Annotated in this window: 11 protein-coding genes and 1 pseudogene; 5 read left to right on the forward strand and 7 right to left on the reverse strand. The window is 71.1% G+C overall.

Annotated elements, in window-relative coordinates; all coding sequences use genetic code 11:
- The first annotated feature begins 16 nt into the window (after window positions 1-16).
- Both IM767_RS07060 and IM767_RS07065 read left to right on the forward strand, forming a co-directional pair.
- On the forward strand, window positions 17-1102 hold the full coding sequence (locus IM767_RS07060) for a DNA glycosylase AlkZ-like family protein (RefSeq protein WP_109211664.1): 1086 nt from the start codon (window positions 17-19) through the stop codon (window positions 1100-1102).
- A 37-nt stretch (window positions 1103-1139) separates the two neighbouring features.
- Complete coding sequence (locus IM767_RS07065) at window positions 1140-1646, forward strand: GNAT family N-acetyltransferase (RefSeq protein WP_204161317.1); 507 nt, start codon at window positions 1140-1142, stop codon at window positions 1644-1646.
- Between the two features lie 22 nt (window positions 1647-1668).
- Here the strand turns inward: IM767_RS07065 and IM767_RS07070 are convergent, their stop codons facing one another.
- From IM767_RS07070 to IM767_RS07080, 3 genes and pseudogenes are all read right to left on the reverse strand, one after another.
- A complete protein-coding gene (locus IM767_RS07070) occupies window positions 1669-2004 on the reverse strand; it encodes a cupin domain-containing protein (protein ID WP_109211723.1) in 336 nt (111 codons plus the stop codon).
- Between the two features lie 77 nt (window positions 2005-2081).
- Window positions 2082-2404, reverse strand: a pseudogene (locus tag IM767_RS07075) (DUF7882 family protein).
- Between the two features lie 117 nt (window positions 2405-2521).
- Entirely contained in the window at window positions 2522-3463 is a 942-nt protein-coding gene (locus IM767_RS07080) for an AraC family transcriptional regulator (protein ID WP_109211662.1), read from the reverse strand.
- Between the two features lie 174 nt (window positions 3464-3637).
- Here IM767_RS07080 and IM767_RS07085 point away from each other — a divergent pair, with 174 nt between their 5' ends.
- Window positions 3638-5332 (forward strand): Na+/H+ antiporter, encoded by a 1695-nt coding sequence (locus tag IM767_RS07085; protein WP_109211661.1) that lies wholly within the window; start codon window positions 3638-3640, stop codon window positions 5330-5332.
- A gap of 15 nt (window positions 5333-5347) precedes the next feature.
- Here the strand turns inward: IM767_RS07085 and IM767_RS07090 are convergent, their stop codons facing one another.
- The 3 genes from IM767_RS07090 to IM767_RS07100 form a co-directional block, all read right to left on the reverse strand.
- Window positions 5348-5950, reverse strand: coding sequence for a TetR/AcrR family transcriptional regulator (locus tag IM767_RS07090; protein WP_109211660.1), 603 nt, complete (start codon window positions 5948-5950; stop codon window positions 5348-5350).
- A 65-nt stretch (window positions 5951-6015) separates the two neighbouring features.
- Window positions 6016-6372: an SPW repeat domain-containing protein gene (locus IM767_RS07095; protein ID WP_109211659.1), complete on the reverse strand. Its 357-nt coding sequence runs from the start codon at window positions 6370-6372 to the stop codon at window positions 6016-6018.
- Window positions 6373-6491: 119 nt separating this feature from the next.
- Window positions 6492-7523 (reverse strand): LLM class flavin-dependent oxidoreductase, encoded by a 1032-nt coding sequence (locus tag IM767_RS07100; RefSeq protein ID WP_109211658.1) that lies wholly within the window; start codon window positions 7521-7523, stop codon window positions 6492-6494.
- 141 nt (window positions 7524-7664) lie between these two features.
- On the opposite strand from IM767_RS07100, the gene IM767_RS07105 reads away from it, so the two are divergent.
- Window positions 7665-7970 carry a YdhR family protein gene (locus IM767_RS07105; protein WP_109211657.1) on the forward strand — a complete coding sequence of 102 codons (306 nt, stop codon included), beginning with the start codon at window positions 7665-7667 and terminating at the stop codon, window positions 7968-7970.
- Between the two features lie 20 nt (window positions 7971-7990).
- On the opposite strand, the gene IM767_RS07110 is transcribed toward IM767_RS07105, so the two are convergent.
- On the reverse strand, window positions 7991-10756 hold the full coding sequence (locus IM767_RS07110) for a LuxR family transcriptional regulator (RefSeq protein ID WP_109211656.1): 2766 nt from the start codon (window positions 10754-10756) through the stop codon (window positions 7991-7993).
- A gap of 124 nt (window positions 10757-10880) precedes the next feature.
- On the opposite strand from IM767_RS07110, the gene IM767_RS07115 reads away from it, so the two are divergent.
- Window positions 10881-11957: a class I SAM-dependent methyltransferase gene (locus tag IM767_RS07115; protein ID WP_109211655.1), complete on the forward strand. Its 1077-nt coding sequence runs from the start codon at window positions 10881-10883 to the stop codon at window positions 11955-11957.
- Window positions 11958-12004: the final 47 nt, after the last annotated feature.

Here is a 12004-nt window from a genome sequence, read left to right on the forward strand (position 1 = left end):
GGCTACGGTCTTTCCCATGACCCCGCACCAGCTCAGCCGCGACCAGGCGCGGCGCCTGGTGGTGCGTGCCCAGCTGCTCGACGCCGACCGCCCGGGCGATGTCGTCGAGGTCGCCGAGCAGCTGGGGTACATCAAGATCGATCCCACCGCGACGATCGCGCCGTGCGAGCACACCGTGCTGTGGTCGCGGATCGGGTGGTCGTACGAGCCCGGGCAGCTGCGCAAGGTCGTCGAGGATGACCGCCTGCTGTTCGAATTCGACGGCACCTTCCGCCCGATGAGCCTGCTGCCGCTCCTGCTGCCCGGCATGCGGCGGTGGCCGCAGCGCGAGAGCAGCCGGCAGTGGCTCGAGGCGAACGCGCGATTCCGGACGGATGTGCTGGCGCGGCTGCGCGCCGAGGGGCCGCTGCTGGCGAGCGACATCCCCGACACGGCGCAGGTGAGCCAGGCGCCCGACGGCTGGTCGGGATCGAACCAGGTGCCCCACATGCTCGAGTTCCTCCGCAGGCAGGGCGAGGTGGCGATCGTCGGGCGCGAGGGCCGTCACCGCCGCTGGGATCTCGCCGAGCGCGTGTATCCGCAGGACCTGCCGGCGTACGACGAGGACGAGGCGGAGCGCCTCCTGGAGCAGCGCCGGCTTCAGGCGGCGGGTATCGCTCGACCGCACCGCTGGTGGAGCGGCGTGGGCAAGGACACCGGCGAGCCTGCGGTCGTCGAGGGGAGCACGGTGAAGTACCGCGTCGATCCCGAAGCCCTGGCGTCGCTCGACGAGGACGCCGGCGGGCGCGTGGCCTTCCTGAACCCGTACGACAGCCTGCTCTTCGACCGCCGGCGCCTCACAGAGCTGTTCGACTTCACGTACGTGCTCGAGCAGTTCAAGCCCAAGGCGCAGCGCCGCTACGGCTTCTTCGCGCACCCGATCCTGATGGGCGACCGCTTCATCGGGATGCTCGATGCCGAGGTCGACCGTGAGCGCGAGGTGCTGCGGGTCGACGCGATCCACGAGTTCCTTCCCTTCGACCCGGAGGAGACCGAGGCGGTGCGCGCGGAGATCGGCGATCTCGCGGAGTGGCTGGGGGTCTCGGTCACCGGCGTGCAGTGAAGGCGGCCGGGCTGTTCTGGGTACGCTCGAACCCGTGATTGCTCGCACGCTCGCCGATGGCGCGACTCTTCGTGAAGCACGACCCGGCGACGAGCCGGGCATCCTCCGGTGCATCCAGGGCCTCGCGGTATACGAGCGGGAGCCCGACGCGGTGGAGAACACCGTCGAGGCGCTCCAGGCGACACTCTTCGCCGGCGACGCGAAGGCCTTCGCGCACCTGGTCGAGAAGGACGGCGAGATCGTCGGCATCGCGATCTGGTTCGTGACGTATTCGACCTGGACCGGCCGGCACGGCATCTGGCTCGAGGACCTCTTCGTCGACGACGCGCACCGCGCCTTCGGCTACGGCAGAGCCCTGCTCGCCTCGCTTGCGGCGGTGTGCGTGGCGCGGGATTACTCCCGGTTCGAGTGGACCGTCCTGGATTGGAACGAGCCGGCGATCGGCTTCTACCGCGCGATCGGCGCTGCTCCCATGGAGGAGTGGACCACCCAGCGCCTGACCGGGGGAGCGCTCGCCGCGCTCGCCGCGACGCTCCCCGCGTGAATCGCGGCAGCGCCCGATCCGCTCAGGGCACGCGGTTGGACACCGTCAGCAGCACCACCGCGTCCTCGAGCGCCTCGAGGCTGTGACGCTGGGGTGGCACGGTGAGATGGTCTCCGGATGCCCCGTCCCAGGATTCCGCGCCGGCGACGAGGCGCACGCGTCCTCGCAGCACCTGCAGCGTGGCTTCGTGAGGGCTCTCGTGCTCGGCGAGCTCGTGGCCGGCCTGCAGGGCGATGACGGTCTCTCGCAGCGCGTGTTCGTGCCCGCCGCGGATCGTCCGGGCCGCTCGGCCGCTCGACGCCTCGCGCGCCTTCGCCATCAGATCGTCGATCAGGTCGGCCAGGTCCGTGCTGTCCATCCGCTTCGCCTCCATCGCCTCCGCTGCGCCGGAGTCTACCCGGACCGATTCCCCGACTGAGGGAAGCCCGAGGGATCTCAGCCCAGTGTCTCGGTCTCGCCCTCGTCGGGCGGCTCGCTGACCACCTGCAGACCACCCGGTGAGTTGGCCGTCCGCATCAGCGCCTCGAGCCAGGTGCGGTTGATGCGCGCCGGGCGGCCGCCGAAATAGCTGAACACCAGGCTCGCCCCCGCATGGACCAGACGGTCGTGCGTCCGCCCCCGGTGCTGACATCCCCGTGCCAGGTGAAGAAGAACGGCTCATTGCGTCGGAGCTTCGTGCCGATGGCGACCTGGAGGTGCGACAGCACCCGGTCGTCGAAGTCCGTGCGGATGCCGCCCTCGTAGATGAACTTGCCCACGTGTCTCTCCTCGCCCGGCCGTCATTCACCGGACAAGGAGACTCTCCGTCAGCGCCGTCGGGCACCGACGGGCACAGACTCGGACGCGAAAGCGCCGCACGGGAAACGAAGGGAGGCTCAGCCTCCGCGCAGCGTCTGGCGGGGGGTGCGACCGTAGGCCTCGCGATAGTGCCGGGCGAAGCGCGAGGCGCTCGAGAAGCCCCAACGATGGGCGATGTCTGCCACGCCCGATCGGGTGCCCTGCTCCATCTCCGCGTGCGCACCGGCGAGCCTCTGCCGCCGCAGATACTCCGTCGGAGTCTGGTCGAGGGCGCGGCGGAACGCGTATTGCAGGCCGCGCGTGGAGATGTCGGCGGCCTCGGCGACGTCGTCCACCGTGATCGGCTCGTGGGCGTGCGCCTCGATGTACGCGATCGCCCGCCGCACGCTGCGCGGAGCCGCTCGGCGCTGGGCGGTGCGCTCGAGCGCATCGCCGAACGCCGGCGAGAACGTCGCGAGCGTCGTGTGCAGCGCGTGACGCCGCAGCTCGGCCTCGATCATGGCCGACTCGGGACCGGGGACCAGCAGCGAAGCCGCCAGGTGCTGGAAGACACGCTCCCAGTGAGCCGCGAGGTCGCGATGCACCGGCGAGGAGCTCAGCGCGGGCGAGCGCAGCACGAACCGGTCGTCGCCGGTGAGACGTCGGGCGTCCTCCTCTGCGAGCACCCGATCGAAGATCAGTGCGCGCACATCGGCGTGCCGCTGCCACCGCGCCTTCGTGGGACCGTCCAGAGCGACCCACGGCATGCCCGCGTTGAGGTCGCCACGCGGAGTGCCCACCCACGCGCCTCGCGACGCCACGCGGCACGCCATCAGCTGACCTTCCGGCTCGACCGCCGATTGCACCGACGCGGACAGCCCGTAGTTCACGATCGAGAACCCGGGAATCGCGGCGGACTTCCACGTGAACGCGAACGTCCGCGGGTCCACGCGCTGCAGCGCCGCGGACGGCACGAACTGCCGCCAGGTCTCCTCGACGTCGCCGACCTCGCGCGACGCGAGCGTGAGAAGCTCGCCCAAGTTGCCCCCTCCGACAAATGTGCGCTCTCCGGCGGCGAGACCGGTCCGGCCACTCTATCTCGCGTCACGCCCACTCGGCCGCCGTCGCTCGCGTCGCCTCGACGTCGCGACGTCATCCGGGAATCCCGTCACGGCCTGTGCGGTTGGAGGATCATTGCACCGAAGGGAGCCCGCATGAATGGACTCGAGGTCACCGTCCTGCTCGGGATCACCGTGCTCACCGGTGCGATCCTCGCGCCGAGGCTGCGCGTGGCCGTACCGCTGCTGCTGGTGGTGGCCGGTCTCGCGCTCGGCTTCATCCCCGAGGTACGCCAGATCGAACTGCCGCCCGAGACCGTGCTGCTGCTGTTCCTGCCGGTGCTGCTCTTCTGGGAGAGCATGACGACGTCGCTGCGATCCATCCGCCGCGACTTCCGGGGCATCGTGCTGATGAGCACTCTGCTCGTCGTGGCCAGCGCGTTCGCGGTGGCGGGCGTCGCCTACGCACTCGGGCTGCCCTGGGACGCCGCACTGATCCTGGGTGCCGCCGTGGCGCCCACCGACGCGACGGCCGTCGCGGCGCTCGGGCGCCTGCTGCCGCGCCGCAACTTCATGAATCTCAAGGCCGAGAGCCTCACGAACGACGGCACAGCGCTCGTCATCTACGGCGTCGCGGTGGGAGTCGCCGTCGGCGGACAGTACACCCCGCTCGACATCACGGGTCTCGTCCTCACGTCGTACCTCGGCGGGGCAGCCGCCGGCCTGGTCGTGGCGGGCATCGCCTATGTCGTGATGCGGCGGCTGCGCAACACGCTGCACCTGAACATCGCGCTCCTGCTGGTGCCGTTCACCGCCTTCCTCCTCGCCGAGCTCATCCACGCCTCGGGCGTGCTGGCGGTCGTCGTGGCCGGCCTCATCATCGCGTACATCAGCCCGCGGATCAGCACCGCCGCGTCGCGCCGCCAGGCGGCGTGGACGTGGCCGCTGGGCTCGTTCCTCCTCAACGGCTCGCTGTTCGTGCTGGTCGGGTTCGAGGTGCAGGCGATCGCCCACGAGATCCCGGCGCGCGAGATCGGCTGGCTGCTTCTCGTCACGGTCGCGGCGTGGGGCGTCCTGCTGGTGACGCGCTTCGTCTTCCAGACCACCGCGGTCATGATCATCCGGATGCTCGACCGGAGGCCGTCGCAGCGACTGCGGCGCACGACGTATCGGGCGCGCATCGTGAGCGCGTTCGCGGGGTTCCGCGGCGCCGTCTCGCTCGCGATCGCCCTCTCGGTGCCGCTCACCATGACCTCGGGCGCCGCGATGCCCGGCCGCGATGAGATCGTCTTCGTCACCGCGGGCGTCATCCTTCTCACCCTCCTGGTGCAGGGCCCGCTGCTGCCGGCGATCGTGCGGTGGGCCCGCTTCCCGGACGACCTGGCCATGCAGCAGGAGCTCGAGCTGGCAGAGCGGGCGATCACCGGCGCCGCCCTCACCGCGGTCAAGGAGCTGGCGCGCGACCACGGCATCAGCGAGGAGATCCGCGACCGTCTCACCCGCGACTACTACGAGTACCTCGAGCGCAACAACGAGAGGATCCAGGCCCGCGAGCAGGCTGAGGTCGACCGTCAGATCGCGGATCTCGACCAGCTGATCGAGGCGACGGATGCCGCGACCGAGTCGCCTGCGACCGCCACCGCGGTGCTCGAAGCACCGGCGCCGATGCCCTCGCCCCGCGAGCGTGACGAGGAGTACTCGAGGCTGCGCATCGCCGTGCTCGACCGCAAGCGCGAGGTGCTCTACCGGCTCCGCCGCGAGGGCGCGGTCGACGATGCCGTGGTGACTCAGATACAGACGCGCCTGGACGTGGAGGAGCTGCGCATCACCGGTGTCGAGGTGCTCGACTGACCGTGGGGACGGCGCTCAAGCGGGTGCTCGCAAGCCGGCCGAGATGAGGTCCGCCAGCGCCGGCAGATCGGGGAGCTCCGCCGACGCGTCCGAGTCATCCGCCGGCGCTGCGACCTCGTCGTCGCGTGGATCGGGCGGCACCGGGGTCGTGATGATCGCGACCCACGCGGCCGCGGCGGTGCGCACTCGTCTGGCCGCGATGGGGTGCAGCACGCTCGCGCGGAGCACCCGCTCGATCACGCTCTGCAGCTGCCTGCGATAGTCGTGCAGGCGGTCGCGCACCTCAGGATCGGTGCCGTGCTCGCGCCACACGATGACGCGGCGCACGGCGGAACCGTCCTGCATCTCGCGGAGCCTGCTGGTGACGTTCAGGAGCGATCTGGCGGGATCGCCGCTCGCGATGAGCGCGGACGTGTCGATGGGGTCCAGGTCCAGACGCTCGCGCACGAGCGCGCGCAGGAGATCGGTCTTGCTCGGGAAGTAGTAGAAGAGCAGGCCCTTCGGGACACCGGCCACCTCGGCGATGGCGCCGGTCGGCGTCGCGTCGAACCCGCGCTCGGCGAAGAGTCGCTCCGCGGCATCCAGGATCACGGTCCGGCTCTCGCGGCTGCGCACCATGTCAACTCCAGAGGCGATCGGCGGGGGCGTCGGGTGCCACCGGCGCCCCCGTCGCGGTGCGCACGTCAGTGCGGCAGGGCGCGGTCGTGCATCTGCATGGCCGGGCGGATGGCGAGTGCGGCCACGATGACCGCGACGGCCCCGCCGATCCAGCTGATCCAGGCGGCGGCGGACTGCATGTCCGCGTAGCCGCCGAGCCACGGAGCGACGAACAGCAGCGCGCCGAGCGCGAGCTGAACGTATTCCATGGCCACCAGCCCCGGCATCGCAAGGTTGACCACTCCTGCGGCGATCAGCAGGATTCCGAGGGTCAGCATCCAGGGCATCGAGGCGCCCATCGCCGGCATCAGCAGTGCCGACACCGCCGCGACGAGCCCGACTCCCACTGCGACCCAGTCCTCCCAGCGCGTCCACTTCTTCATTCGGATCTCCTCCTTCCGAACTGCGATGGCTCCCGATCGGGGGTCGATTCGAACGGTATTCCTGACTGACCGGCCGGTCAAGAGCATGCTCGTGCAGAGGAGGGCGCCTGCGGCCCGCCTCAGGCGCGCGTCGACTGCCAGCCGAGTGCCGGCGCGACGTGCTTCGCAAAGGACTCGACCACGCGCAGGTTGAACTCGACGCCGAGCTGGCTCGGGATCGTGAGCATCAGCGTGTCGGCGGAGGCGATGGCGGCATCCTCGCGGAGCTGCTCGACGAGGACATCGGGCTCGGCCGCGTAGGTCTTGCCAAACGTCGATCGCATGCCGTCGATCACTCCGATCTGGTCGCCGTGCTGGCGTCCGCCGAAGTACATCTGCTCCTCGGCGGTGGTGATGGGGAAGATCGACCGGCTCACCGACACGCGCGGTTCGCCGGCGTGGCCGGCGTCGCGCCAGGCGGCGCGGAAGGCGTCGATCTGCTGCGCCTGCAGCAGGTCGAAGGGCGTGCCGTCGGCTTCCGTCAGAAGCGTCGACGACATCAGGTTGACGCCGACGCGGCCTGCCCATTCCGCGCTGTCGCGGTTGCCGGCGCCCCACCACACGCGCGAGCGCAGGCCGGGGGAGTGCGGTTCGATGCGCTGCAGCCCCGTGGCCCCCGTGCCGAACGGGGACGAGGCATCCCGCTCCGCGAGGCCTTCGCCCTCGATCGCCCGCAGGAACAGGTCGAAGTGCTCGCGAGCGAGGTCGGCGCCGCGGGGGTCGTCGGACCCGGTGTAGCCGAACGCCTCGTAGCCGCGCACGACCGTCTCGGGTGAGCCGCGGCTGACGCCGAGCGCGAGCCTCCCACCCGAGAGGAGATCGACGGATGCTGCCTCCTCGGCGAGGTAGAGCGGGTTCTCGTAGCGCATGTCGATGACGCCGGTGCCCACCTCGATGCGCTGCGTGCGCGCGGCGATGGCCGCGAGCAGAGGCATCGGCGAGGACTGCTGGCGGGCGAAGTGGTGCACGCGGAAGTACGCACCGTCGACGCCGAGTTCGTCCATGCCCTGGGCCAGGTCGATGGCCTGCAGCATCGAGTCGGCGGCGGTGAGCTGTCGCCCGCCGCCGAGCGGTCCGTAGTGTCCGAACGAGAGGGTTCCGAAGCGCTGCATGTCGTGTGCAACGGTACGCGCGCGGCATCCATTCCGGTGCATGAACTCTCTCGAGAGCTGCGCCGGCCGTTTCCGAACGTCATCCGGGAAGAGAACCGGCGGCGACGCGGTTGCCTCGAAGCACCGACGAAAGGACGAGTCATGTCGCACCTGCTGGTCTTCGAATTCCCCTCGCCCGGTCCGTACGGCGACGAGGCCGTCGCCGCGTTCGGCGACCTCGCCCGCGACATCGCGGGCGAGCAGGGTCTCGTCTTCAAGGTGTGGACCGAGGATCCCGGCACCGGGATCGCCGGCGGAGCCTACCTCTTCGAGACGAAGGCGGACGCCGACCGGTATCTCGCGTTCCACACCGAGCGGCTGAACGGCTATGGCGTCACCGACATCGACGCGCGCAGCTACCCGGTGAACGACGGCCTCTCGGCGATCACCGGCATTCCGCCGCGCTGAGCGGCGGGCGGACAGCGCGGTCAGAGAGCCGCCGCGCCGCCCGCGAGCGCTGCGGCAAGCTCCGTACGCGAGCCGATGCCGAGCTTCGTGTACACCTTGCGGAGGTGGTACTCGACGGTTTTCGGGCTGAGGAACAGCGCGGCTGCGGTCTCTCGCGTGGTACGGCCCTCTGCGAGGAGCAGGCTGACCTGAAGCTCCTGCGGGGTCAGGTCCGACACCACGCTGCCCGCGGAGGGGCGCACATGCTCGCCGGTGGCAGTGAGCTCGGCCGCTGCACGATCGCGCCAGACCGACGCGCCGAGCTCGGTGAAGTCGTCCAGTGCCGCCCGCAGCTGCTCACGTGCGTCGACGCGGCGCCCGGCCCGGCGCAGGCGCTCGCCGTAGGCCAGCCTTGTGCGTGCCTTCTCGAAGCGGTCGAGCGTCCGCTCGTGCCAATCGAGAGCCGACCGGAACCACTCGTCGCACTCGTCGCCAGGCAGGACGATCCCCATCGCCCGTTCCGCGCGGGCGCGCGCCCACGGCTGTCCCTTGGCGATCGCACGTTCGCGATAGGCGTGGGCGGCGGCCATCGCCTCGTCGCGGCGGCCGATGCGCATGAGCGCGTCGCTGTGCTCGGGTGCCGGCGACAGGTCGACGTCGTCGAGCCCGAGCCGATCGAGCAGCGCGATCAGACGGCCGAAGAGGTCGACGGCGTTCGCGGGCCGCCCGAGTGAGAGCTCGAGGTCTCCCAGAGCGTGCCCGACCCAGGCCTCGCCGATGTGGATGTCGCGGGCCGCGCACTGCGCCCGCGCCGCCTCGGCGTGCGTACGGCAGGCCTCGGTGCGTCCGGCGCGCGAGTCCAGCCGGGCGAGCCCCGCGAGCGACATCGCCCGCTCGGTGGTCTGGCCGGTGTCGGCGGCGAGGCGGATCGCCTCGGTGAAGCTCGCCTCGGCACGCACCCATGAGGCCGCAGTCGTGGCCTGGTCGACCGCCACGTGGAACAGCAGCGCCGGCAGCGCCCCGATGCTCGCGCTCCCACGGACCTCGTCGACGAGCTCGCGCAGTCGCGCGCCGCTCGTGGCGTCGCGCAGGTACAGCGGCGCGAGCATCAGCCACGACAGTCGCCTCGGATCCCGGCTCAGATCGGGGTCGGCCTCCAGGAGGGGGACGGCGGCACGGATCTCATCGGCCCCGCCGCGCCCCGCGAGCGTCTTCGCCATGCCCGACGCCATGAGCCCGAGAGCGCGCGCCCTCGTGGTCCGCACTCGTGGACCGAGCCTCTCGATCCGGTCGGCGAGCACCGAGGCTGTGCGCGCGTCACCGAGGTAATAGGTGGCATGCACCGCGTCGGCCAGCGCGATCGTGGCGGCATCCGCCGACGAGTCCCGCTGCGCTGCCCGCATCAGGATGTCCAGTGCATCGCGCAGCGATCCCGTGCGCGCGGCGACCGAGGCGCGCAACTCGACGTCGCGGGCCGCGTCCGCCTCGTCGGTGTCCGCGGCCGGCGTTCCGGCATCGCGCAGCCGGCGATTCAGAAGACTGACCGCACGCTCCCCGTCGCCGGCCTCCCAGGCGGCGTCGGCAGCCTGCAGCAGGCGTGCAGCTGCCGCGCCCGTATCCGGCGTGAGCCGGGCGGCCCGTTCGAAGGCGCCCGAGGCGACCGCGTACGCGGCGCGTGACATGGCGCGGGCGCCCGCGCCGGCGAGCAGTCCGGCGATCTCGGCGTCGGGGTGCGCTGTCGCCTCTGAGAGGTGCCACGCCCGGCGATCGGCGTCTCCGCGCGGCGTGGCCGCCGCCGCCGCCCGGTGGGCGGAGCGGCGCTCCTGCGAGGATGCGCCCGAGTAGACGGCGGCCCGAACGAGCGGATGACGGAAGCCGACACGTCCTTCGCGCACCGTCACGAGGTCGAGGTCCTCGGCGGCGTCGAGTTGCGTCACGTCGACCCCGTAGGCGTCGCACGCGTCGGAGATGAAGCGCAGATCGGCGCCGCACACGGCTGCGACGAGGAGCGCCGCCCGGCAATCGGTGTCGAGCCCAGCCAGCCGGCGTCCGAACGCGTCCGAGACGGCCCGCGGCACCCGCAGCGGCAGATCCGTCTCCAGCGCCTCGACCACATCGAGCTCCGCCGCGCGCAGCTCCAGCATCGCGAGCGGGTTGCCGTCGGTGGTGCGATGCAGAACGCGCACGTGCTCCTCGGAGACGCTGTCCCCCTCGACGCTGCTCAGGATCGCTCGCGCGGCATCGAGATCCACGCCGCCGAGCACGAGCGAGGGAAGGCCGTCGACGAGCGCATCGCCTTCCGGGCTGCGCACCCCCAGCAGCGCCACCACGGGATCGGCCGCGAGCCGTCGCGCGGCGAAGACGAGCGCGTTCGACGAGGGTGCGTCGGCGAAGTGCAGATCGTCTACGACCACGGCGACGGGTCCGTCCTCCGCGAACCGGCAGATCAGGCTCAGCACCGCCGCGCCGATCGTGAACCGGTCACGGCCCGCGTCGTGCGCTGTCGCTCCGGGGAGCGCCAGCGCAGCTGCCACCGCATCCGCCTGCACCGCCGGGATGCCGTCGAGGGCTCCCAGCGCGGGCCGCAGCAGCTGCAGCAGCGTGCCGAAGGGGATTTCCTTCTCCGACTCGAGCCCGGTCGCGCGCAGCACCCGCATCCCCTCCAGCCGCGACACGGCGTCCTCGAGCAGGGCGGTCTTGCCCACGCCTGCCTCGCCGCGCACCGCGAGCACGCCGCTCGTCCCCAGACGTGCGGCCGCCCCGAGCCGATCGATGACGTGCTGCTCGGCCTGCCGACCCACCAGCATGGCCCGAGTCTACGACTGCCGAAAAGACTAGGGGGGTCCCCGGATGCGCTGCTGACCGGCGCATTCCTAACGTCGAGGCATCCGTCGGCGCCCGCCGTGGATCACGTGACTGAAGGAGCCTCCGATGTCTCTCACCGCCCCACAGACCACGATCGACACCGACAAGCTGATGAGCTTCGTCTTCCGCGCCGTCGATGAAGTCGGTGCGACCCTCAACGCTGCGCTCGTCGTCATGGGCGACAAGCTCGGGTACTACCGCGATCTCGCGCAGCATGGTCCGACCACGCCGGCGCAGCTGGCCGAGCGGACGCAGACCGCCGAGCCGTACGCGCGGGAGTGGCTGAACGCCCAGGCCGCGGGAGGCTACGTCGACTACGACCCCGCCACCAAGCGCTACACGCTGCCGGCCGAGCACGCGCTGGCCATGACCGATCCCGACAGCGCCGCGTTCCTGCCCGGGTTCTTCCAGATCGCGCTCGGGACCATCCATGACACCCAGCACATCGTCGATGCCGCACGCAGCGGCGCCGGCTACGGCTGGCATCAGCACGGCACGGACGTGCACGTGGGATGCGAGCGGTTCTTCCGGCCGAGCTACCACGCCAATCTCGTCGACTCGTGGATCCCGGCGCTCGAGGGGGTTTCGCAGAAGCTCGCGGAGGGTGCACTGGTCGCCGACGTCGGCTGCGGCCACGGAGCCTCCACGATCCTTCTCGCGCAGGCGTTTCCGGGCTCCACATTCGTCGGTTCGGACTATCACCCCGAGTCGATCGAGACGGCGCGCACCCGGGCGGTGGAGGCCGGCGTCGAGAACGTCCGCTTCGAGGTGGCCTCGGCCCAGGAGTTCGGCGGCCAGGGGTACGACCTCGTCGCCATGTTCGACTGCCTGCACGACATGGGGGACCCGGTGGGCGCCGCGCGGCGGGTGCGTGAGGCGATCGCCGACGACGGCACCTGGATGATCGTCGAGCCGATGGCCGGCGATCACGTCGAAGACAACTTCACGTCGGTCGGTCGCGCCTATTACGGGTTCTCCACGCTGCTGTGCACGCCGTCGTCGCTGTCGCAGGATGTCGGCCTCGCGCTCGGCACGCAAGCCGGTCCTGCGCGGATCCGCGATGTGACGGCTGCGGCCGGCTTCACCCGGTTCCGCACCGTGGCCGAGACGCCCTTCAACCGGGTGATCGAGGTGCGGCCCTGACGAAGACGGAAGCGGAGGAGGACACTGGCGCTGGGAGTATGAGGGAG

This window comes from Microbacterium ureisolvens, from assembly GCF_015278315.1.
Classification (GTDB): domain Bacteria; phylum Actinomycetota; class Actinomycetes; order Actinomycetales; family Microbacteriaceae; genus Microbacterium; species Microbacterium ureisolvens.

Coding starts and splice junctions, on each gene's coding strand:
- IM767_RS07090 (WP_109211660.1), bottom strand. CDS start 5,950: ATGGTGCGCAGCCGCGAGAGCCGGACCGTGATCCTGGATGCCGCGGAG.
- IM767_RS07100 (WP_109211658.1), bottom strand. CDS start 7,523: ATGCAGCGCTTCGGAACCCTCTCGTTCGGACACTACGGACCGCTCGGC.
- IM767_RS07070 (WP_109211723.1), bottom strand. CDS start 2,004: ATGGACAGCACGGACCTGGCCGACCTGATCGACGATCTGATGGCGAAG.
- IM767_RS07095 (WP_109211659.1), bottom strand. CDS start 6,372: ATGAAGAAGTGGACGCGCTGGGAGGACTGGGTCGCAGTGGGAGTCGGG.
- IM767_RS07110 (WP_109211656.1), bottom strand. CDS start 10,756: ATGCTGGTGGGTCGGCAGGCCGAGCAGCACGTCATCGATCGGCTCGGG.
- IM767_RS07115 (WP_109211655.1), top strand. CDS start 10,881: ATGTCTCTCACCGCCCCACAGACCACGATCGACACCGACAAGCTGATG.
- IM767_RS07085 (WP_109211661.1), top strand. CDS start 3,638: ATGAATGGACTCGAGGTCACCGTCCTGCTCGGGATCACCGTGCTCACC.
- IM767_RS07105 (WP_109211657.1), top strand. CDS start 7,665: ATGTCGCACCTGCTGGTCTTCGAATTCCCCTCGCCCGGTCCGTACGGC.
- IM767_RS07060 (WP_109211664.1), top strand. CDS start 17: ATGACCCCGCACCAGCTCAGCCGCGACCAGGCGCGGCGCCTGGTGGTG.